The sequence below is a fragment of the Syntrophales bacterium genome, from assembly GCA_023229765.1.
Lineage (GTDB): Bacteria > Desulfobacterota > Syntrophia > Syntrophales > UBA5619 > DYTH01.
The window spans coordinates 43718-66634 of the sequence record JALNYO010000009.1 but is presented as its reverse complement, the minus strand read 5'-3'; the positions used below and the strand labels follow the sequence as shown (position 1 = coordinate 66634).

General features: G+C 55.4%; 19 protein-coding genes. 10 read left to right on the top strand and 9 right to left on the bottom strand.

Going from position 1 to position 22917, the window contains the following annotated elements; genetic code table 11:
- Positions 1-262: 262 nt before the first annotated feature.
- A complete protein-coding gene (locus tag M0P74_06970) occupies positions 263-481 on the bottom strand; it encodes a hypothetical protein (protein ID MCK9363322.1) in 219 nt (72 codons plus the stop codon).
- 791 nt (positions 482-1272) lie between these two features.
- On the opposite strand from M0P74_06970, the gene M0P74_06965 reads away from it, so the two are divergent.
- Together M0P74_06965 and ybeY are read left to right on the top strand one after the other, a co-directional pair.
- The gene (locus tag M0P74_06965; GenBank protein ID MCK9363321.1) at positions 1273-2265 is read left to right on the top strand and encodes a PhoH family protein; all 993 of its coding nucleotides are present in this window, start codon (positions 1273-1275) and stop codon (positions 2263-2265) included.
- On the top strand, positions 2262-2714 hold the full coding sequence (gene ybeY, locus M0P74_06960; GenBank protein MCK9363320.1) for an rRNA maturation RNase YbeY: 453 nt from the start codon (positions 2262-2264) through the stop codon (positions 2712-2714). The genes M0P74_06965 and ybeY overlap by 4 nt, the downstream gene beginning before the upstream one ends.
- A gap of 1 nt (position 2715) precedes the next feature.
- Here the strand turns inward: ybeY and M0P74_06955 are convergent, their stop codons facing one another.
- On the bottom strand, positions 2716-4371 hold the full coding sequence (locus M0P74_06955; GenBank protein ID MCK9363319.1) for a LysM peptidoglycan-binding domain-containing protein: 1656 nt from the start codon (positions 4369-4371) through the stop codon (positions 2716-2718).
- 908 nt (positions 4372-5279) lie between these two features.
- On the opposite strand from M0P74_06955, the gene M0P74_06950 reads away from it, so the two are divergent.
- The 8 genes from M0P74_06950 to mocA all read left to right on the top strand — a co-directional run bounded on the left by M0P74_06950 (position 5280) and on the right by mocA (position 12521).
- Positions 5280-5693: a MarR family transcriptional regulator gene (locus M0P74_06950; protein ID MCK9363318.1), complete on the top strand. Its 414-nt coding sequence runs from the start codon at positions 5280-5282 to the stop codon at positions 5691-5693.
- A gap of 92 nt (positions 5694-5785) precedes the next feature.
- Complete coding sequence (locus tag M0P74_06945) at positions 5786-6655, top strand: xanthine dehydrogenase family protein subunit M (GenBank protein ID MCK9363317.1); 870 nt, start codon at positions 5786-5788, stop codon at positions 6653-6655.
- 12 nt (positions 6656-6667) lie between these two features.
- Complete coding sequence (locus M0P74_06940) at positions 6668-7201, top strand: (2Fe-2S)-binding protein (protein ID MCK9363316.1); 534 nt, start codon at positions 6668-6670, stop codon at positions 7199-7201.
- Entirely contained in the window at positions 7198-9546 is a 2349-nt protein-coding gene (hcrA, locus tag M0P74_06935) for a 4-hydroxybenzoyl-CoA reductase subunit alpha (protein MCK9363315.1), read from the top strand. The genes M0P74_06940 and hcrA overlap by 4 nt, the downstream gene beginning before the upstream one ends.
- Positions 9506-10267, top strand: a complete 762-nt coding sequence (locus M0P74_06930) for an XdhC family protein (protein ID MCK9363314.1) — start codon at positions 9506-9508, stop codon at positions 10265-10267. The genes hcrA and M0P74_06930 overlap by 41 nt, the downstream gene beginning before the upstream one ends.
- Before the next feature lies 1 nt (position 10268).
- Positions 10269-11078, top strand: a complete 810-nt coding sequence (gene yqeB, locus M0P74_06925; GenBank protein ID MCK9363313.1) for a selenium-dependent molybdenum cofactor biosynthesis protein YqeB — start codon at positions 10269-10271, stop codon at positions 11076-11078.
- Positions 11079-11085: 7 nt separating this feature from the next.
- A complete protein-coding gene (gene yqeC, locus M0P74_06920) occupies positions 11086-11871 on the top strand; it encodes a selenium cofactor biosynthesis protein YqeC (protein ID MCK9363312.1) in 786 nt (261 codons plus the stop codon).
- Positions 11871-12521 carry a molybdenum cofactor cytidylyltransferase gene (gene mocA / locus M0P74_06915; protein ID MCK9363311.1) on the top strand — a complete coding sequence of 217 codons (651 nt, stop codon included), beginning with the start codon at positions 11871-11873 and terminating at the stop codon, positions 12519-12521. The genes yqeC and mocA overlap by 1 nt, the downstream gene beginning before the upstream one ends.
- Here the strand turns inward: mocA and prfB are convergent.
- The 7 genes from prfB to M0P74_06880 form a co-directional block, all read right to left on the bottom strand.
- Positions 12493-13585, bottom strand: a protein-coding gene (gene prfB / locus M0P74_06910) for a peptide chain release factor 2 (GenBank protein MCK9363310.1) whose coding sequence is annotated in 2 segments (ribosomal slippage) — positions 12493-13515 and positions 13517-13585 — 1092 coding nt in all. Because the reading frame shifts where the segments join, the coding sequence is not laid out codon by codon here. The two genes, mocA and prfB, sit on opposite strands and share 29 nt — an antisense overlap.
- Positions 13566-15095 (bottom strand): apolipoprotein N-acyltransferase, encoded by a 1530-nt coding sequence (gene lnt, locus M0P74_06905; GenBank protein ID MCK9363309.1) that lies wholly within the window; start codon positions 15093-15095, stop codon positions 13566-13568. Before lnt ends, prfB begins: the two co-directional genes overlap by 20 nt.
- Positions 15096-15159: 64 nt before the next feature.
- Positions 15160-15642: a DUF1156 domain-containing protein gene (locus tag M0P74_06900; GenBank protein ID MCK9363308.1), complete on the bottom strand. Its 483-nt coding sequence runs from the start codon at positions 15640-15642 to the stop codon at positions 15160-15162.
- Between the two features lie 23 nt (positions 15643-15665).
- A complete protein-coding gene (locus M0P74_06895) occupies positions 15666-17366 on the bottom strand; it encodes a helix-turn-helix domain-containing protein (GenBank protein MCK9363307.1) in 1701 nt (566 codons plus the stop codon).
- 22 nt (positions 17367-17388) lie between these two features.
- Positions 17389-18843 (bottom strand): putative DNA binding domain-containing protein, encoded by a 1455-nt coding sequence (locus M0P74_06890; GenBank protein MCK9363306.1) that lies wholly within the window; start codon positions 18841-18843, stop codon positions 17389-17391.
- A 1-nt stretch (position 18844) separates the two neighbouring features.
- Complete coding sequence (locus M0P74_06885; GenBank protein ID MCK9363305.1) at positions 18845-20029, bottom strand: ATP-binding protein; 1185 nt, start codon at positions 20027-20029, stop codon at positions 18845-18847.
- Between the two features lie 94 nt (positions 20030-20123).
- A complete protein-coding gene (locus tag M0P74_06880) occupies positions 20124-22856 on the bottom strand; it encodes a DUF3883 domain-containing protein (protein MCK9363304.1) in 2733 nt (910 codons plus the stop codon).
- Positions 22857-22917 lie beyond the last annotated feature (61 nt).

The following is a 22917-nucleotide window of genomic DNA, read 5'->3' as shown; positions in this document are numbered from 1 at the left end:
AGAATCTCACGCCAGCCCGACGCCGGCTTTTCAAGGTAACGCGAACCATTCAAAGAAAAAGTGACATACCTCCAAGATCCAAGGGGAGTTGCCACCAATTTGACCTATGCCGCAAACAATGTGGATCTCAGCGAGCTCAAGAACGGACTCGGCTCCATCACCGCGACCTATAACGACAAGCGCGACATCAAAACCCTGACCATTCGCGCGGGAAAGACCAAGTTCTTTGAATGCAATGCTTTTGGGCAGGTGGAATACACGCTCAGCTATTATTTTTTATCCGGTCGCCGGCGATGGTCATCTCCGGCAGGTCGGTCAGAAAGTTGATCAGCAGAATCTGCTTCGGCAGCATCGGCAAAAACGGCAGGAACAGCGAAGCCCCGGCCATGCTGAACGTGTTTCCGAAATTCGCGCTGGTTGCCATGAACACATACTTGAGCGTGTTGGCATCGAACCGCTGATTTTGTCCGCATGATGCCAAAAAAACATACCCAGATGCACTCTCCCTTGAGCAGTGCACTGGTCTGACTGCATCCTTCGTTCGCTTAAAACCAGTCTTGCCAATGTTAAAAAGGCATTAACCCTACCCTGCCGCTGTTTTGACCCTTGAGCTCCTCTCATAACTCAATATCGCTCATATCCCTTCTGTCCGACAGTGAGAACAAATTTACCGTACCGGGATCGTAAAGATGCTTGACAAGCTTTTTCGATGTTAGTATATGGATGCCGACGGCGGGGTCTGCTGTGTTCGCTATTGAGTCGGACTGCTGGATTGCAACATTTAAAGAGCAGCAGGACCCTTTGGTGCTTTGGCACCGCTTGAGGGCCAATTTTTTCATGTACCGACTTTCCAGCGCCAAGACAAAACGGCACGAGCGGATTTCGTCGTCACCTTATCGGCAGTTTTCCTGAAAACTTCTTCAGCCTCAAACGAAGGTCCTTTAAAATGCCGCTTTTGTCCATTACGATCCATCCTGTTGGGGTAATTTGATTTGCGGACGGAAAATCAAAAATTGAGTCCCTTGCTTGCACTGTTCTGGTGGGCGAAAATAACTCTGATGGGGCTGATTTCCCTCTTTTTTCTGCTTTACGGCATAGAAACCCTGATCGGCGCCTATTCATTAAAAAACCCCTTGGATTTCATCATGTATTTTTTCTCCGCCAGCTTCATGATTCTGGTGAGCAGCGTCGGAGTAATATTTTCATTCTTTAAAATTTACGGGCGCCTTAAAGCGCGGGATAGAAAAAAAACGCAGGAGGAATTGCGGAACTTTGAAAAAAACGACAGCGCCGGAAATTCTGGAAAAACTGAGTTTTAGCGACAATGATTCCCTGCGCACGCTGTGCGGAGAGCATGACCGGAACTTAAGGCTGATTGAAAAACTCGCGGCGGTAAAGATCGCCGTTCGCGGCAATGCCGTTGTTCTCGGCGGTGACAAATCTTTAATCCTGCACGCTAAAAATCTCTTTTTGCAACTCTATGAAATAACGAGCAAAGGTTATAACATTTTTCCGCTCGACATCGAACAGGCCCATAAAATCCTTGCGGAGGATTCCCATGCTGACTTGGAGAAAATATTTCTCGATACGATCTTCATCTCTTCGAAAAAACGCATTATCACCCCCAAAAGCCTCTCGCAGAAAAGCTATATAGACGCGATCAGAACCTCCGATATGGTCTTCGGCATCGGACCGGCGGGAACCGGCAAGACCTACCTGGCAATGGCCATGGCCGTCGCCGCATTAATGGAAAAGAAGGTAAGCCGCATCTCGCTTGCCCGCCCAGCCGTGGAAGCCGGAGAAAAACTGGGCTTCCTACCCGGCGATCTTGCCGAAAAGGTCAACCCATATCTCCGTCCCCTGTATGACGCCCTGTTCGACATGATTGATTTTGACAGGGCCCAGGCGTTGATCCACAAGGGCGTAATCGAGGTCGCACCGCTTGCCTTTATGAGGGGGCGCACGCTGAACGATTCCTTTGTCATTCTCGATGAAGCCCAGAACACAACCCCCGAGCAGATGAAGATGTTTTTGACGCGACTCGGTTATGGGTCAAAGGCAGTTGTTACCGGCGACATAACCCAGATCGATCTCCCCCCGGACAAGGTTTCGGGACTCGTCCAAGCTAAGAATTTGCTGAATCGCATCGAGGGAATACGTTTCATCTATTTCTCCGATCGGGACGTGGTGCGTCATCCTCTCGTACAGCAGGTAATTCGCGCTTACGATCAGGGGGAGCAAAAGAGCGGGAGGAAAAAACCGTGACGGTTTCGCTTCACAATAAACAGAAAAAAGAAACGATCAATAAAAGCAGGCTCCGTCGGAGTTTAAAGAGACTTCTGAAGGAACTTAAGCGGGAAAACGGCGAAGTGAGCGTCCTTATCGTGGACGATGCACAGATACAGGCCATAAACCGCGACTATCTCGACCGGGACCGGCCGACCAATGTCATCTCTTTTGCGATGACGGAGGGCGAGGGGGGGGATATTCACCCTGAGGTATTGGGGGATATCATCATTTCGGCAGAAACGGCCGCGCGGGACGCCGCTTGCGCGGAGCTGCCGCTAATGGACGAGCTGGAATTCCTGCTGATCCACGGCATTCTGCACCTGCTTGGGTATAACCACGAAAATACCCTTCCGGAGGAAGTGGCGCGGATGAAAGTAAAAGAGGATGAATTATTTTTTCTGTTGAGAAATTACCGTCTGGATTGAACTATTGAACAAGTATCTCCTGACCTGGATAGATATCGTCCTTGAGGGTCAGCTTGTTTAGGGTCAGCAACTTCTGGAGGGCAACCCCTTTTTCTTTTGCTATCCTGGCAAGATTATCCCCCTTTTTCACCTTGTATGTCTTGGCTTCCGCCTTGCCCTTCTGGGGAATCGACGCTTTTTTCGAGTCCTTCTCTTCCTTCTGTGAAAGCCGGATGGTTTGTCCGATCTTCAAGACATCCTTCTTCAGATTGTTGATCTTCTTCAGATCGGCCACGGAAACGTGATAGGTATCGGAAAGTTTCGCAAGGGTATCGCCCTTCTTGACTTTATGGACGCTCGCCTTGGCAGTCACCGAAGAACTTACAGAAGTTGTCGAAACGCTCGTTTTCGTAATCGGGATATTCAATTTCTGCCCGGCATACAATCCTCTATTGGACAACTTGTTGGCGGAACGTATTGAGCTTACGGATGTTCTGTATTTTTCTGCGATGTATCCCAGGGTTTCTCCCCTGCGCACCTTGTATTTTATGAAAACGCCTTTTACCGTCCGGGAAGAGGCGCGGGGAATGTCGGCATTGGGAATGTCGGCGGCAAGCTGCAGGAGTTTGTCGGCATTGCCTGACGGGACCTTCAACTTGTACGGTTTGTTCGGAGTTGTTTTAAGCCGCAGTTCGGCATTCAGGATAATCAAGTTTTCTTCCGATACTTCCAGTTTTGCCGCAATGTCCTGTAAACGCATTGACTTGGTTGTCTCAACCGTTTCATAGGCGGACACGTCGTATTTGCTCTTTTCCGCTGTAAAGTCGAACCCGTACTTTGCGGGGTCTTTAACGACCAGCAGCGTCGCAATAAACCGGGGAACATAGCGCGCAGTTTCATTGGGCAGTTTCTGATATAGATCCCAGAAGCGATCCAGGTAGTTTATCTGCTGAGAGGCAATTGTGCGCGCGACCCGTCCCTCCCCGCAATTGTATCCGGCCAAAACGGTAAGCCAGTCTCCGAACATCGCATGGAGGTCTTTGAAATACGCAATTGCCGCCCTCGTGGATTTTTCAATATCCATCCGTTCATCAACCCAGTCATCCCGATTCAGACCGTACTTGTAGCCGGTCGAGGGGATGAACTGCCATAGACCCAGCGCCCTTGCAGAAGAAAGGGCGTTTATTTTAAAGCCGCTTTCCACGAGGGGCAGCCAGGAGAGCTCATCCGGCAATCCCGCTTTCTTGAGCTCCGCCGAAATTTTCGGGCGATAGATAAGGGAGCGGTAATAAGAGGATATAAAAAAATCGCGCTCATAGTTTTGAAAGGAACGTATCTCCTTTTCAACGTCGGCATTGGATATTAAAGGTATTTCCCCGCGCTTCCCCTTGGCGGCAGTGGGAAAGGAATTATAAACGGCGAGAATCCTCTTGGAAATTATCAGGCGAAGATCGTCCTTCTGCCTGGCAATTTCAGGATTGCCGTTGGTATCGAGCAACAGGGCATACGCCTGATCGAGCATCTGCAGGGCATCGTCCAGCTCGCCTTTTGCCCAGTATTTGTGCGACTCGTCCAAAAGAACAAGCGCCTCTTCCATGATATCCTTTTCATTCTCAACTTCCGCTGAATTTTTATTCTTCGAGGGATCTTTTTCATAATCTACAAGAGAAGAGTCCATCAGATCATCCCTTGTGTATGGTTTATGTTTTATAACAGGCGGTGGATTCGCCGGCGCGGAAACAATCGCCCTGCTGTTTGCGGAAAGGGAAACTGAATTTTTAACGAGGTCCGTTTCCTTAAGGGGAGCAGCGACCTGAGATAATTTCGCCCCGGTTGAAACCCCCGACTTTTCGGCAGTGGCTTTCCCAGTTGGGGAAGGGAAAGCTGCTGACGGAGCATTCTCAGTGCGACCATTGCTTTGGGGTGCGACGCTTTCGTTTCCGGCAGTTTCCGTCGAGAGGGTTGCACATGCTGAAAACATGAAGACGCTTAAACACAAAAATACAGCAACTATTGTCGCAGTATTCGGCCGGCTGATTTTAATCATTTTTTTTCTCCGTCCATCTTTAATCTTACAACAGGAAGAGATGACTCTCCCTGTTACAACGAATGAATCCACCTGCCTGTACAATATTTGTAGTACGTTCGGCTGGTTCTCCTATCATATTTTTTATTCTCCACCAACGTTTATTTTCCCGAACATCCCAGGCATCTCCCCTAAATGATTTCAACCGGCCTGGCGGGCGACCTTGCGGACGTTTGTCCGCCTTAGCTTTGGGCCTGTCCAAAAATAACCTGAACATCTTGCATCTCATCTTTGGGCCATCTTTGGCTGTGGCTCAATCACAAAATCCTCAACGTAGCGCTGCTACGTCTGCGGTTTTGTTCAATCGCCGCAACCAAATCCAACCCAAATCTGAGCGCAATCTTGCCCAGGTTATTTGTGGACAGGCCCTTTGTGTCGGCCCGGACAATCAATACTACATCGTATGTCCTCAATGAAAAGTTCGATATCTCCAGCGCGCATTTTTTCCCTTGACATGTTTTTCCGTTGTTGTTATCTTGCATACAAGAGGATTTTTGAAAATGACTTCGTATAGGGAAAATATAGTTTTTTTACTTGCCAAAGCCCACCAGCGGGCCCAGAGCGCCTTGAAGGGGAAACTCCGCACTTTCGGGTTAACCCCTATGCAATGCCTGGTCATGGAATCTCTCTGGGAGGAAGACAGGCTTTCCGTAGGAGAAATCGGCAGGCGAATTGCTTTGGATACGGCTACGCTGGCAGGGGTGCTGGAGCGCCTGGTTGCCGCAGGATGGCTGCGGCGAGAAACTGATCCCGATGACGGAAGGGTGGGAAGAGTCTCACTGACGGAAAAAGCGCGGGCAGCAATAACCGATCTAAAATCTGTCATCGAACGCACAAATAATGAATTGTTGAATAATTTCAGCTTGGAAGAAAAGCTTCTCTTTAAACGTTTCCTGCGTGATATCAAGGAGTAGCGGAGTGAAATTTTTTACCTATATACATCGCATACGAGGTATCAGGAAGCGCAATTGCCTCGTCTATTTTAAGAATTTGAAGGAGATGAAAGATGAACATGCCTGATTTTGAGTATCATGCCCCGGAGACTCTGAAGGAGGCCTGTGCGCTCCTGGCCGAACTCGGAGGAAATGCCACAGTGCTGGCCGGCGGAACGGACGTTCTTCACAAGATGAAGACGGGGAAACTGGCCCCGGGGCATCTGGTCTCTCTCAAGCGCTTAGACGAACTCCGGAATATCCGGAGCAAATCCGGCCGCGGCATTGTCATCGGGGCGCTCACCCGGCACAATGAAATATATAACTCGCCGCTTTTACAGGAGCTCTTTCTCTCGCTCCCGATGGCGGCCCACACCATGGCCTCGAACCAGATCTGCAACCTGGGGACGCTGGGAGGAAATATAGTAAACGGCGTCCCTTCCGCCGATCTCCCCCCGATCCTGATTGCGCTCAAGGCAAGCATTCGCCTGGTATCCGCCCAAGGCGAGCGGAGCATGGCGCTGGAGGATTTCTTCTGCGGGGCGGCCCAGACCCGGATTTTCCCGGGCGAGATACTTGCCGATGTAACAATTCCGGAGCAGTCCACAACCGGCAGCACCTACATCAAGTTCGGCCTGCGTCGTTCCGGCGCCCTGGCCGTTACCGGCGTTGCCGTTTCGGTTACGGTACAGAAAGACACCTTGCGCGAGGCACGGGTCGTTCTGGCCTCCGCCGCTCCTACGGTGATGAGGGCTCGCAATGCTGAAAGCTGCCTGTCTGGTAAAAAGATCAGCGACGAACTTCTGGCGCAGGCAGGGAAACTGGCGGCCACAGAGAGCCGTCCCCGGGACAGCATCCGCGGCTCTGCCGAGTACCGCAGGAACCTGGTGGAGGTGTTGACAAAGCGCGCCCTTCGCAAGGCAATCGATAAAGGTCACGTGTAAGGAGGCAATGATATGTCACAGGTTATAACTGATAACAACGGGGTAAAGCGCTACCTGATCACCATTAATGTAAACGGCGATTCCCATTCCTTGCTGGTGAAGGGGAATGCCATCCTGACCAACGTGCTGCGCGACGATCTCAATCTCACCGGCACCAAGAAGGGATGCGAGCTCGGCGACTGCGGCTCCTGCACCGTGCTTTTGGACGGCAAGCCGGTTGACTCGTGTATGGTTTTGGCCGTGGAAGCCGACGGTCGGGAAATCACGACCATCGAGGGGGTCGCCGCCAATGGCAAGCTTGACGACATCCAGCAGTCGATGCTCAACCATGCCGCAGTGCAATGCGGCTACTGCACCCCCGGCATGGTGCTTTCAGCCAAGGCCCTTCTGACCCGCAACCCCCACCCCTCTGAACGGGAAGTGCGGGAGGCCATTGCCGGCAACCTCTGCCGCTGCACGGGATACGTCCATATTGTTGAAGCCGTCCTCGCCGCTTCCCGTGGGGAGATCACCCCTGCCGATCACGAAGAAGGAGAACCCCGATGAGCAACAACTATAAAGTAATCGGCCGCAGCGTCCAGCGCATCGACGGCCCGGATAAGGTAACGGGCGCCGCGAAGTACACCGGCGACCTGAAATTTCCCAATATGCTTTTCGGAAAGATCCTGACAAGTCCCCACGCCCATGCCCGGATCATTTCCATTGATGCCTCCGCGGCTGAAAAACTCCCCGGTGTAAAGGCAATCATCACCCACAAGGATGTGCCGTCCATGAAGTATGGGCTCAGTCCGGCGCGCTGGGACGAGAACATCTTCTGCAGCGACAAGGTGCGTTTCGTCGGCGACAAGGTTGCCGCTGTGTGCTGCGTGGATGAAGAAACCTGCTACAAGGCCCTGAAACTCATCAAGATAGAGTACGAAGAGCTGCCGGCAGTGCTCGATTACATCCATGCCATGGATGAGGGACAACCCCTGATTCACGACGAGTACAAGCGTAACATCAACACAGAGATCCATCAGGAGTTCGGCGATGTGGAGCAGGCCCTGGCCGCTTCCTTCCACGTGCGCACCGACACCTTCCGGGGGCAGCGCGCATACCAGTCCCCCATCGAGCCGCACTCCTCCATCTCCATGTGGGATGGAAAAAAGCTCACTATCTATGCGAGCACCCAGTCTCCCCACTACTTCCAGCACTACATAGCCCGGCAGTTCGACCTGCCCATGGGGGATGTCCGGATCATCAAACCTCATGTGGGAGGCGGCTTCGGCGGTAAAATGGAGCCGACCGGGCTTGAATTCGCCGGTTCGGTGCTGGCAAAACTTACCGGACGGCCGGTGCGGATGTTTTACGACCGGGCTGAGATGTTTGCCCATAACCGGGGGCGGCACGCCCAGCACATGGAGATCACCACCGGCGTCGATAAGAAAGGGAAGATCCTTGCCGTCAAGGCCAACTTCATCATGGACGGAGGCGCCTACACAAGCCTCGGGATAGCCAGCGCCTACTACGCCGGGGCACTGCTGCCCCTGACCTATGAATTTGACAACTACAAGTTCGACATGTTCCGGGTTTATACCAATCTGCCTGCCTGCGGCGCCCAGCGCGGACATGGCGCCCCCCAGCCCAAGTATGCCTTTGAGAGCCACCTTGACAATGTTGCCGCCGACCTGGGGATCGATCCGATGGACATCCGGCTCCTCAATGCCCGCAGGCCGGATACAGTTACACCCAATGATTTTCAGGTGAACTCCTGCAAGCTCCGTGAATGTCTGGAGCGGGCAAGGGTAATTTCGGGCTGGGATGAAAAAAAGAAAAATCTCCCCCACGGCCGGGGCATTGGAGTGGCAACGGGCAGTTTCGTCACCGGGGCCGGCTATTCCATCTATCGCACCGATCTCCCCCATGCAGCAGCCGTCATCAAGGTCAATGAGGACGGCACATCGGCCACTCTTTACACCGGCGCGGCCGACATTGGTCAGGGCTCTGATACGGTTCTTTGCCAGATGGCCGCAGAGGCAATGGGATACCGCTACGAACAGATGAAGATAGTCGCGGCGGACACCGAACTTACACCCATCGATTTCGGCGCCTACGCCAGCCGCCAAACCTATATGTCCGGGGCTGCCGTCAAACAGGCCGGCGAGGAGATCAAAAAACAGCTCCTTGCAATGGCCTCAACCATGCTCTCCCTGCCTGTAGCTGATCTGGACTGTGAGGAGGGCGTGATCTTTTCCAAATCCCGCGCCAATAAGACCATTTCCTTTCAGGAGGCAGCGCGCCGGCATTTCGTGCTCAGGGGGCCGTTGCTCGGCAAAGGCGCCTACACGCCGCCCAAACTGGGGGGAACCTTCAAGGGAGCTGCGGTTGGCACCTCGCCGGCCTACAGCTTCGGGGTCCAGGTGGGCGAGGTGGCGATTGACGAGGAGACCGGGGAGATCACAGTGGTGGGAATCTGGGACGTGCACGACTGCGGCAAAGTGATCAACCCGCGCCTGCTGCATGGGCAGGTGCATGGAGCGCTGTACATGGGAATGGGAGAGGCATCCTGGGAGGAGGTTCTTTTCGACGACAAGGGAAGGATCAAAAACGCCGACCTGGCCAATTACCGGGTGCTTACCGCCCTGGATATGCCGCCGGTCCAGTCGGAGGTTGTCGACAGCTATGAGCCAAGCGGCCCCTGGGGCGTCAAGGAGATTGGCGAAGGCTCAACCAATCCCACCCTGGGAATGTTCTCCAATGCCATTTTTGACGCCATGGGAGTGCGCGTCAACAGCCTGCCGTTGAGTTACGAAAAGATATGGCAAGCTCTCAAGGAAAAGCGTGAAGAGGAAGTCGAGGAAGGAGGCAAGCATGTGGGACTGGATAGGCAAATTAGAAGAACTGCGGCGTAATGATCAGTTGTGCGTACTGGTTACGGTCACCAAGAGCAGCGGGTCAACCCCGCGCAAGCAGGGGGCCAAAATGATCGTTCTTTCGAACGGAATATTTTTCGGCACGGTAGGCGGCGGAACGCCGGAGCTTTACGCCCTGGAGGACGCCCGTAAATGTTTCGACAGTTTGCAGGGCGCCACCTCGGAGATACCGTTAAAACCAAGAGGGGAATTTCCCGCCTGTGGAGGAACCATGGAATTATATCTGGAAGTACTCAACGATAACCCTTCGCTCTACCTGTTCGGCGCCGGCCATGTCGGTCAGTCCCTCTGTCAGGTTATGGAAGGAACCCCCTTCCGGATTCACCTGATCGATACGCGCGAAGAGTGGATCAACTCGCCGGCCATTCCGCAAAGCGTGGTCTGCCATCAGTGCCAGTGGAGCGATTTTATCGAAAAAACCAACTGGGATCCGCAGCGGAGCTTCGTCGCCATCCAGACCTACAGCGGCGCTGTCGATCAGCAGGTGCTGGAGGAGGTTCTGCCCCATCCGACCCGTTACCTCGGCATGATCGGCAGCAAGTCTAAATGGGCCGGCATCAAGCAAAACCTGGAGAAAAAGGGGTTGGATATCTCCTCTGTCCGCTGTCCAATCGGCCATGATAACGGCGGCGATTCCCCGCGGGAGATCGCCATCAGCATCGCCAACCAGCTTATCGCCACCTATAACGGACTGGAATGAAGTGGATATCCGGCTAAAAGAGCTCTTCATAATTATCAAGGGCGCCGGGGAGCAGGCCACCGGCATCGCCTGTCGGCTCTATTGCGCCAACTTCAGGCGAATACTGATGTTAGAGACCAGTTCTCCCCTGGCCGTCCGGCGGCAGGTCTCCTTCTGCGAAGCGGTCCATGAAAAGAGCATGACAGTGGAAGGAATCGAGGCAATCAAGGTTGTTGACAAGGCCGAACTTGCTGCCGCATGGGCGACAGGGAAGATCGCCGTCCAGGTGGATCCGGCGGGAGAAGCCATTTACCGCTTGCGGCCGGATGTGCTTATCGATGCGACAGTGGCCAAACGAAACCTGGGGATTTCCATCGCAGACGCCCCGCTGGTGATCGCCCTGGGGCCCGGCTTCACGGCCGGAGTGGACTGTCACGCAGTGATCGAGACTAACCGCGGCCACAATCTCGGCCGCCTGATTGCCGAGGGAATGGCCGAGGCGAATACCGGCATCCCCGGCAATATCGGCGGTTACACGGCGGAACGGGTGCTGCGCGCCCCGGCGGACGGCATCTTCACTTCCGAAAAGAAGATCGGCGATCTGATCCGCAAGGGGGAAGTGATCGGCCGAATCGGCACGGATGAGATAACTGCGAAGATCGACGGCATCCTGCGCGGCCTGATCAGGCCCGCGTCTATCGTCGCCAAGGGGCTCAAGATCGGCGACGTCGATCCGCGCGGTAAAGCAGATTATTGCGGCACCATCTCGGAAAAAGCCCGAGCCCTTGGCGGCGCCGTTCTCGAAGCGCTGCTCAACGCCTATAACCGGTAAGCGGCACATGAGAACGATCGAAGAGATATTTTGCAATGAATCGCGGGGAGTATTGAGCCTGACCGGGGGTGGCGGAAAGACGAGTCTGATGTTTCAGCTCGCCCGGCTGTTGGTTGGAGCCGGGATGAGGGTGCTGACCACGACCACAACCAGGATATTTCCGCCCACCGCGGAGCAGTCAGAAAAGGTATTTATTGACAGAGACCCGGAGTTGATAATGCGGCTGGCGTCGGCCTGCATTCAAACGGCCAGGCATGTTACCGCTGCCTCCATGCGCCTGGCGGATTCCGGCAAACTCCAGGGTTTTTCCCCGGAGACAATCTGCACCTTCGCAGAGTCTGGCCTTTTCGACTGGATCATCGTGGAGGCCGACGGAGCGGCGATGCGCCCCCTCAAGGCGCCGGAAGATCACGAACCGGTCATTCCCTCCTGCACGACGATTCATGTTGCAGTGGCGGGACTGGAGGCGGTAGGGGCAGAGTTAAATGAAAAGCTGGTCTTCCGTTCCGGGCGCGCCGGAGAGCTGATGGAGCTTTCTGCAGGAGAAACGATTACCGAGGCGGCGCTGACGCGCCTCTTTGTCAACCCCCTCGGCCTCTTGAAGGGCGCCCCTCCCAAGGCCCGCCGCTTCATCTTTTTGAACAAGGCCGACGACCGCAAGCGGCGTGAGAGCGGCGCCCGGATTGCCGAATTGCTCCGCCATAGCCTACTTCCCGAAGTTGCGGGAGTTGTCGTCGGGCAAGCGCTGGCGGGGGTGTGCATCCATTCGTTTCACCCCCTGGGGGGAGCGTAATGAATCGTCCTGCGCGCGTTGCCGGGGTGGTCCTTGCTGCCGGAACAGGTTCCCGGATGAACAGGGCGAAGCAACTCCTCCCCTTTCGGGGAAAAACCATCCTGGAATGTGTTGTGGACACCGCCCTTGCGTCGTCGCTCAGCCAGGTAGTAGTGATCCTCGGTCACCAGGCGCGGAGCATCCTCTCTTTGCTGCAGGGGCGGGATTTGAAGACTGTTATAAATTACGACTACGAAGACGGTCAGAGCACTTCTCTCAAGGCTGGTTTGCAGGCGCTGACACCGGATACAGAGGCGGTATTATTCCTGCTCGGAGATCAGCCGCTCATCAGTCCGGAATTAATAGACGCCATCTTGGCAGTCTATCATCGGTCGCCAGCTCCCATTGTTATCCCGGTATTTGCAGGAGTGCGCGGCAATCCCGCCCTCTTTGCCCGGCAGACCTTCCCCAAAATAGCAGAGCTGACCGGTGATTGCGGCGCCAGAGCCATCTTCGCGGAGTATGCCGATCAGATACTGGAGACGCCTGTTAGCGATCGCGCCATCCATTTAGACATTGACACCGAGGAAGATTACCAGAATCTCCTCAGGCTTGAGACGCAGGTCTCGCCAACTTTAACAATCAATTCTGGATCAGATATCCCTCGATAAAACGGTCAATATCCCCATCGAGCACCTGATTGACATTGCCGGTCTCCAAATCCGTGCGATGATCCTTTACCATTTTATAGGGATGCAAAACATAGGAGCGTATCTGACTTCCAAAGTTAATGTTTTTTTTCGTTTTATTCACTTCGGCAAGCTTCTCGTTCTGCTCCTTCAATTTCATCGCATAGATGCGCGAACGCAGATATTTCATGGCCATTGACTTGTTTTTGTGCTGCGAACGCTCATTTTGACACTGCACGACAATCCCGGTCGGCAGATGGGTAATACGGATCGCCGAATCGGTCTTGTTGACATGCTGACCGCCCGCGCCTGAGGAACGAAAGGTGTCGATGCGCAGGTCTTTTTCATCTATTTCGACAATAATGCGGTCATCAACCTCCGGGAAGACGAAGACGGACGCAAAGGATGTATGCCGTCTGGCCCCTGCGTCAAAAGGGGAGATTCGCACAAGCCGGTGAATCCCGATCTCCGCCTTCGCGTAGCCATAGGCGTACTCGCCCTTGAGCGTCCAGGAGACGCTCTTAAGACCCGCCTCATCGCCCGGCAGGTAATCTATGATCTCGGTCTGAAAGCCTTTTCTTTCCGCCCAGCGCAGATACATCCGCAGGATCATCTCGGCCCAATCCTGCGCCTCGGTCCCCCCGGCACCGGCGTGGATCGACATGATGGCATTCATCACATCCTGCTCGGAGCCCAGCATCATTTTCAGCTCTTCATCGCGCAGCTCAGCGTCGATCTGGGCGAGCTCTTTTTTTATCTCTTCTTCAGCCTTATTGTCCTTTTCCGCCGCGGCCATCTCGGCAAGTCCCCGAAAATCGGACAGGCTCTCCCTGCGCCCTTTCCACTTTACTACAATGTCCGACAGATTGCTCTTTTCCCTCAGCAGGGTCCCGGCCTTCTCCGGGTCATCCCAGAAACCGGCCTTTTCCAATTCCTTTTCCAGTTCCCTTATTCGCAACTCTTTTTCAGGCAAGTCAAAGACAGTCCCCAAATTTTTCCAGTCTTTGGGTTAAATCGATGAGCATTTCATGTATTTCTTCCTGCATGTCTTGTTCTCCTTCTTATTATAATTCCATATGCGATCAGCATGATAAAACAGATATATGCAAAGATGTCGCCGTATGCCGCATAAAAGGTCTTTTTGTCAATATATTTTACTTCACCCCTCAGAACTGTTCTGGTGAAGATGGCCGTCCGGGAGCTTATCGCGCCGGTGGGAGCGATGATTGCGCTGATTCCGGTATTGGCTGCCCGCACGAGGTAGAGCCTGGTTTCCACGGCCCGGAAGACGGTCATCGACAGATGCTGATACGGGGCGGAGGTTTTTCCAAACCAGGCGTCATTGGTGATATTTACCAGCAGATCGGCGCCGCGCTTTTTGTACGCCCGGGCCGCCTCGGGAAAGATTCCCTCATAACAGATAAAAACCCCTAAACGACGCTTGCCGCTGACAAGAGGAACAAAATCACTTCCAGAACGAAAATCGCCGATGCCTGCCACCAGCTTGCCGATAAAGGGAAATAACCGTTTTAGCGGGACATATTCGCCATAAGGGACAAGGTGCACCTTGTCATAACGCCCGGCAACCGCCCCACTCGGTTCCAGCAGATAGGCGCTGTTCATATAGGCTACAGTTGCGCCTTCCTGTTCATAATGGGGGCTGCCGAAAAGCAGGGCGCGATCAGCCGTCTGGGCCAGCGCCATCACCTTTTTCTGCAACGGAGATGGATAACCGAAAAAAAACGGCGCCGCCGTCTCCGGCCAGACGATGATGCCCCCTTTTGCCGGAAGCGAAGCGAGGGAAAGGCTGGCATAAATATCTATTGTTTCCGATTGGTAGCGGGGGTCCCACTTGCTGCTTTGCTCGATATTCCCCTGCACAAGGACCACCTCGGCAGACGGCGCTTCGATAAGGGAATCTTTAATGTCGGCAAGCCGGAAATAACCGTAGAAAAAAATCAGCAGCATGACGCCAAACACCGGCAGCAGTTTCCTTATGGGCATACTGCCTGCCGGACGCGCTTCCAGAATTGCAAAGATTGTCTCATTGACCAAAACGATCGCAAACGATATCCCATAGACACCTGTAATATCGGCTATCTGGATAGCGGTTGCGTTCAAATACTGGGAATAGCCAAGATTTTCCCAGGGAAAACCGGTGAAGAGCTGGGAACGGGCAAACTCGAGGATAACCCACACCAGCGGGACGGCCAGCAGCGAATCGCGTCCGCTTTTCCGGAAGAAAACTACTCCTGCCGCAAAAAGTCCTGTGTATATGCTCAGGTACGCGGAAAGAAGCAGCATCACCGCTATGCCGACATAGATGGGCAGGCCGCCGTATTGCACGACGACGAAGGAAATCCAGTAAAGAATGCCGGTGTTGGCAATCATTCCGGCAATGAAGCCCGTCCGAAAGCCCTCCGCCGGCGTTGAACCTTTCAGCGCATAAAACAGCGGCAAGAGGGCAAACCAGGCAACCAGGCCGTTTCCGAATTTCGGAAAAGAGAAAAAAAGCAGCCCGCCCGAGAGCGCCGCCAGCAGCATTCGTCGTTGCAAACCCCGATCTTCTATGAAATTTTCAAAGCTGCTGGGCACTGTATTCCCTTAAAATTATTAACATTTATTCCTTTTCAAATTCCTGGCTTGTAAATTTCAGCGTCCGGCTGTTTTCGGTGACGGTGCGAACCACACGATCGGGCGCGCCGGAGGGAATATCCGCCTCCACCTCCAGCGTGACCGTCACCTTTGCACCGACCAGACCGGAGAGATGGGCAATCACCTCATCGGCGATACGGCTGGCGTCACGCCCCACACGGGCGGGGTCCAGAGTCACGGTTCCATGGAAGCGTTTCAACACCGCCGCCAGGGGCCGCCGCGCCCACCAGAGATGCAGTGTGCTCGGATGCCCGTGGCGGATAGACTTCTCCCGAGCCGACGCCCTGTTGATGGCATCCAGCGGCAATACGACTTCAATGAGTTTTTTCTTATAGTTCATGCCGTTTTCAGAAGTTTTCCGGCCGACTTCCTTTGTTTGTCGCCGATTCAGCCCCATCGTCAGGTCTTTTCCGGCCGATTTCGGACGACCGGTGATAGATTCCGCCAATATGGTGATAGAAAAGTGATGGATTAACCATGATCCCCTTCAATGATATATTTCGTGCTTCGACCGCGACCGGTGGTTTGAACGATTCCAAGTTCGAGAAGCGCGGTCAAGTCGCGATACACGGTCAGGTAGGCAACTCCAAACTCTTTTCGACACCATCCGCTTGTGACCGATCCATGCTCCAGGATATACGCCAATATCGCCTTTTGCCGATCATTCAGACGCGCCTCGATCGCCGGGGTCACCAAAAGCCGCTTCTCAGGCACTCGCAGTCGCTCGACGTTATCGCCCGGACCGGGGAATGTAATCTGGAAATAGCCCATGTCTGTACCAAGGAGCGGCGGATCGAGCCCGTGGTCGAGCATCTGGTCGTGCATCCGGCGGAAGCCGCTGCCGCGTTCCTCTATTCGGTGAAAGTATGACAGACACTGGGCCAGAACAGGGTTTCGCGAACAGGGGCGGTATTTCCCCTTGCGCAAGTTGGCGAGCGTGAGCGGTCGAGGGGGAAGGCCAGGGCTCAAGAGGGTGACTCGATCAGCGAAGATCTCAAGGATGATCTTGCGACCGGCGTCCTCGTACTGGCGGTGCGCCACCGCGTTGACCAGCGCCTCGCGCAGACCATCGACAGGGTACTCGTCAAGACGCAGGCGTTCGAGCCCGACGATACGCATCGGGTGGCGGGTGTTGCGATCGATGAAGGCGATGGCGCGATCGATCGCCAACGGCATGGGCGACCGGATGTCCTCGTGGTCCCGCGGGTCGCCGTCCGGTTCAGTACTTCGGTAGGCATCGGCGAGAATGCGGCACTGGGGAAACACCATCGAGGGATCCTTGGCAAGGAGAACAATGCCAGCAGCGGTGGCGTAGGTTAAGCCTGTGCCCTGGTCACGCCAGGCAAGGCCGCGAGCAGAGGCGCCGGATAAGAGATCCGCAGCCGAAAGACTGCCCGCATCTCGGTTCTCGGCCGCTGCAATCAATCTGCGTAGCACCTCGTGGTCAAGATCCTGCCAACGGAGACGAGCAAGCGGCTGCGATTCGAACGAAGAGGTGGCCTCTATGGTCTGCTGGGCGATCTTATCCTCGTCGCTGGACGGGGCGATGCCGAATTTGTCTGCAAGAAGCTTCACCAAGGCAGCACGGACTTCCTTTTGGAGCTCGATGATGTTGCCGAAACGCTTGAATTTCGGCCCGTCTGCATCGAGTTCAGCAAGAAGTTTTGATGTCCCCCGCTCCCTTTTTAAGCTGCGGTCGCCCTTGATGAACGCCAGTATGGGCAATGCTTTTTTCTTAGCACGTCGGTACTCGGCGTGGGTAATCGACAGTCCCCCCACCGGCGTGCCGTATTCGATACCTACTATGAGCAGATAGACCTGGCAGCCATCGAGCGATTGCAGGCATCCCTCCAGCGCCTTGTCCGGGGAAGCCGGTTCCAACTCGTAGAGTACGGGCGTGCAGTAGGCCGATAGGAAAGCGTCGGTGTTAATCAGGTTCTGGACGATAAGGCGCTCGTCCTCAAGTTCCTTTTGGACCGAACTGACAAAAACACAGAGTTTCGCACTCATCGTGGCGCCTCCGCCTGTGCCCATCGGTTGTGCAGTTTCGCACCGATCTTCCTTCCTGCCGGCGAAGCGGTTGGGCTTGGCCTTCCGGTAGTCAAAATTATACTCCGGCAGTATGTCTTCCCGAACCATCGAGGGCGTTTTAGACGTTGCAGGTTTCTTCATAAACTTCTCGTTATCGAATCGATTATCCTTCACTCTTTTCGATCACTTCCCAATGCCCGCCCTTGGCCGGGCCAACACGGCGGAGACGACCGTCACTCTGTAGCTGTTGGATGTTCCGTTCAATGGATCGCTCCGTCACTCCGATGGTCAAAGCCAGCTCCGGAATAGTGATTTCACCATTTTGACGGATGGCATTCAGAATTTTCCCCGACGTTTTCCCCGACGTTTTCCCCGACGTTTTCCCCGACGTTTTCCCAGACGTTTTCCCCGACGTTTTCCCCGCACTTTCCGGCAAACCAGTGAGTTCTCCCGAACCAGATATTGCTTTCCGGTGAACCGTTGCGGTGAACAGGCAGACTTCCCGATCATCGGTAAAGTCGATGTCCGGCCATTCCTCCAGCGCCCGTTTGATCCCGGAGCCGAGCCCGTGATAGGGCAAAAGCCCCTTGGCCACAAAGGAAACCAGAATCGAGTTGCGGATATTGGACATCCCCGTACGAATTTTCTCCACCGTGAGGTTATCGGGCAGATGGCCGGGGCTGATGATCTCGATGCGGTTGTCGAAGATGAAAAGACGAATCGTGGCGCTTACCAGATAGTCCCGATGGATCAGGGCATTGACCAGAAGCTCCTCGAAAACCGCCTCCGGGATCTCCGGCAGACCCGGCGCATTGACGCCGCGCCCGGCCTGCACCTTGTGCAGGTTGCGCATGACAAACGCCAGGGAATCGTCGAACATCTTGCGCAGGGAACCGGAAAAATCCTCGGTATCGATATAGTCGCTGACGTGGATTTCGTTTCCCGGATAGCGGATCGCCTTGACGACAAACTGGGGTTTGATCCACTCCGGACGCTCGGCAAACAGAAGGACACCCGCCAGATTCAGCATCCCCTCAGCGGTGGCCAGGTTCATGTTCTGTAAAAGCCGCAGAAGTTCGGCGGGCGAGTCGGGATATTCCTGCTTGTACACATCGCGCAGGAAATCGCGAAAACGCAGCTTGTCGAGTTTGTCGATGCCCGCCCGGGTGGGCAATTCATCGGCGTGGAACTGATCGGAAATCTGGAAGAGCCGGCGCAGCTCCTCCTTGGAATTGATCCGCCGTTTGTCCGCCCCGCATTTCAGCCAGATGACGCCGTTTTTGTCGAAATAGGGTTTGTCAATCCCCCTGGGTACGGTCAGAACGATGACGATGCTTCCATTGGGAAGGCCTACATTTTCCGTCTGCACTGTGAGCGGGCTTCGCACATGCTGGCTGGCCACGTTGCTGATGAGTTGGTTGATCCGGGCGACATCCTCCCGCGTCAGGCCGGGCGTGGAGCCATCATTCCCTACGCCAATGTAGATAGTCCCGCCTTCGGAATTGGCAAAAGCTGCCATCTCCGAGGCCAGAGCATCGTTGTTCTTCACGTTGGCATTGAACTGGCGGGTGCTGTCTTCGCCGAGAGTTATACTGGAAAGCAGGTCGTTTATCTTCATCTCAAATCACCTTCCACCACGGCGCGGCCAGCACGGTGGGCGTCAACCATTCGATCTCCGTGCCATTGTGCAGCAGCAGCCCTGCGCGCGCATCTTTGCCGTACTCATGCTGGAAGGCAATCAGATTCGCAGCGTCCCGCACCCTGGGGCGGGACGTTGATTTAATCTCGATGGGCAGCACCTTCCCCTCCGTCTCGATTACCAAATCCACTTCTTCGCCCGTCGTCGTCCGCCAATAGAGAATCTCCGTGTTCAGAAGCCGACCGCATTGCCATACCAGCAGATCAAGCAGAATCAGATTTTCGAGGTGAGCGCCAGTCGGTTCGGCCATTCCGGAAAGGTGCATCGCCAGTCCGACGTCGCCCCAGTACAGCTTGGGAGACTTGAGGAGACGTTTCGTACGGTTCACCGAATAGGCCGGCAAGCGAATCAGGAGGTACGAAGTTTCCAGTAAATTCAGATAGCGGTGTATCGTGGGCTGTTTCAGTGATAGATCGCGGGCCATTTCCGTCTGGTTTACGAGCTGCCCGAGACGAAAACAGGCTGCCCGCATCAGCCGGCGAAAATCAGGCAGGGCGGCGATGGAGGAAAGCATCTGAAGGTCCCGTTCCAGGTAGGTCCGAACGTACCCATCGAACCAGACCATCCTATCCTCTGCCTGGGACATGTGGACGGCGGGCGTGGGAAATCCGCCGCGTCGGGCAAATTCCTGCCAGTCTTCCGGGCCAGATGTGTCTACGCTGAGGAGATCGGGCCATTGGACGTCATTCGCCGCGACCAGTTCTTCCCACATGCCACACCGGCCAAGGCCCAGTTGCTCCCGCCGGGTCATCGGCCAGAGGGTAAGGTAGCTGGCGCGACCGGCGAGCGATTCGGATACTCCCTGCATCAGGAGCAGATTAGCCGATCCGGTCAGCAGAAATCGGCCGGACTGCCGGTCGGAATCAATCGCCCGTTTTACGGCGATTAGCAGGTCGGGTTCCCGTTGCACCTCATCGAGGGTCACGTTCATCGCACTACCAACCAGTGATTCGGGATTTTCCCTCGCCAGTTCGAAGACATCCATGTCATCCAGGGAAAAATAGGAACGCTTTTCCTGCGTAAGCACCTTTACCAGGGTGCTCTTGCCAGTCTGACGGGCGCCGGTAACCACAACGGCAGGCATCACGCGTAAACGTTGGCTCAACGCAGCCATCATGTGTCGGGGATATGTATTTTCATTCATGGCGTGAATTATATTCATTCATGAGCGAATTTGCAAGTGTTTATGACGGTGCTGTTTATGACGGTGCCTCTGCCCGCGCCAGCAGCTCGGCGAAATCGTAGCTCACGCTTGTCACGCCGAAGTCCGGCTCGCGCTGGAAGGGCTGTCTTATATAGTGGACTCGGTGTGAGTCGCCGTCGATGAATTCCACGATGGCGAGGATGAAGTTCTCGGGCTTGTTGAGAGAATAGAGGATTTCGTTGCGGGTTACCGTGATCGTCGGCGCGCCGGTTACACGACCCTTCACCTCGATGAAGCGCAGCTTGCCGGTGCCCGGCACACCGCTCTCGACATCGTAGCCGAGTTTCTCAAATTCGCGATCGGTTGGCTCGAAGCCGAGACTGCGCTCGATCTCCATGACGATGGCGCGAGCGCGCGCCGCACTGGCCTGTGTATCGGCCTGAAAGCGCAGGCATCTTGCCTGCTCCTCTGCGGACGGTACGTCCGAACTCCCGGCAATGGCAGCAAGAAGCCCTCTCGGTACCACCAGCATTCCGCCCAGCACCACCGGCGGCAACGGTGATATCTGGGCTTCGAGTTTCAGATCTTCAAGACGCTTCTGCAAACGCCCCTGAAGCAGGTCAGCCCGTTTGCGAGCCTCGCCTGAATTGAGCCGGCTGCCGGTCTTGCCGGCCTGCTCCTGAAGTTTAAGCTCCTCCGCACGATGATCCCAGTAAGTGATCTCCTTGGTGAGCCGCTCCTTGACCGCTGCCTCGGTCTTGGCAATCAGGACAAGCTTGGGACCCCGTACCTCCGCCAGATGTTCGGGAACGACGTTCACAACTGCGTGGCCCTGAGCCTTCTTTTCCAGATCCCGGGTTATCCAGGCGCACTCGGACCGATCAAGCAGGTCTTCGACACTCGGCTCGTCCTTGGCCAGAGGCCGATAATCGAGATAGGGGGCATAATTCAGATGGCGCGTGGCGCCGTCGGCGTCGAGCTCCACATAGAGCATCCTCCTGGAGACGACGCGGCGCTCTCCCGAGCGCGTAAGGCTTGCGTCCTGGATCGCATGCTCCAGATAGAACATCACGCGCGGCCGGGTGCCCGGGTCGCGTTCATCCACCAGCACTGCGCCGCGCTTCAAGAGATCACGGTGGCGCTCGAGGGTCAGATCGATGACCGAATCGAGCAGCGGGTGCCCCGGACACATAAAGGCGGCCAGCGGCTGGCCTTGAGGCGCTACCAGCGGTTTTTCGAAGGCAATGCGTTCATAACGCGGCAAAACCGGTTCGCCGATACCGATCAGGCGATCGCGATTGCGCACCGGGGCCGGGACATGGGTGACCTCGTAGCGGCGCGGCTCCCGCTGCCTGGCCGATCCTCCTAAATAGCGGAAAGCTTCGAGGAAAAAAGACTCGATATAGTGTGGCTGCAGGCGGCGGGCCTCTGCCCGTTCCATGTCCTTTCGGATGCGTTGGACGCGGCTCGCGTCCATGGTGTCGTGGGCAAGGGCGTGGTCTTCGAGCAGTTCCTGGAAGTGGTCGCGGTCGAGCGCGTGCTCCACGACCGTTGTGAGGCGAGCTTTTACTTCAGGCTGATCGCCGTAACGGATAGCCTCGATCAGAAGATCCCGCAGCAATTTGCCTTCGAACTGGAACTTGCCGAGCACGTCGAATACCTGGCCGCCGAGGGTTTGGCGGGCCTGCTCCAGCTTCTCCAGGAGCTTGCGATAAACGTCGCCTTCCCGGGTCTCTTCGGCAACCAGGTTCCAGAGGTGGCATACTTCCGTCTGACCGATCCGGTGGATGCGCCCAAAGCGCTGCTCGATGCGATTGGGGTTCCACGGAAGGTCATAGTTGACCATCAGGTGGGCCCGCTGGAGGTTGATACCTTCGCCGGCAGCATCGGTGGCCAGAAGCACCTGCACCGCCGGATCGTGCCGGAAGGATTCCTGCGCCTTCATGCGCTCCTCGCGGCCCATGCCGCCGTGGATGATGACCACCGCCTCACTGCGGCCGAGCAGCGTGGCGATGCGGTTTTCGAGATAATTCAGGGTGTCGCGGTGCTCGGTGAAGAGAACGAGCTTCTGATGCATTGAGGGTGTGGGCCGGGGAATAACTCCGGCGCCATAAGGTTTGATCGCTTCGGTCACGCTGCCGGAAACAGCAGCGGTGGTAAAAATCTCACACAGGAGTGAGGAGAGCTCACGCCACTTCGTATCCGTACCGCTGCGCCGGACGCTAAGCGCCAGGACCTCCAGCCCCTTCAATGTCTCGATCTCGGCCTTCAGCTCAGCAATGGACCGTGCCGCGGTCGCCTGATCGAGAATCTCCTCCTCGGCAGCCTGGACTTCGTTGTCCGGGGCATCTTCAAGGTCTTCGACATCCTCGGCATCCAGTACCGGAAGGTCGGGCTGAGGCATCGGCGCAGTTCCACATCCGCGCTGAAGAACCTCCATCTCGCGCAATCTGCTTTCCAGTCGTTCGCGACGGCGGCGGAGCGATTGATAGATCGCTTCGGGCGAGGAAGCGAGCCTCCGCTGCAGAATCATCAGCGCAAAGCCAACGGTCCCGGCCCGTTTATCATTCGCAAGCGCCTCGGCACGGTTGAACTCCTCGCGCACGTAGTCGGTCACCGCCTTGTAGAGTTGGGCCTCGGCTTCGGAAAGCTTGTAGGGCACGGTATAGGCAATGCGCTCGGGAAACAGGTGCGTACCGTCGAACTTGAGGAGGTTTTCCTTCACCATCCGGCGCATCAGATCGGAGACATCGGTCACATGCACCCCGTCACGGAAGCGACCCTCCATTTAATCAGCCCCCCGCACAAAGTGACCCATTGGGAGTTATTTGGATGCAGATGGTAAAAAG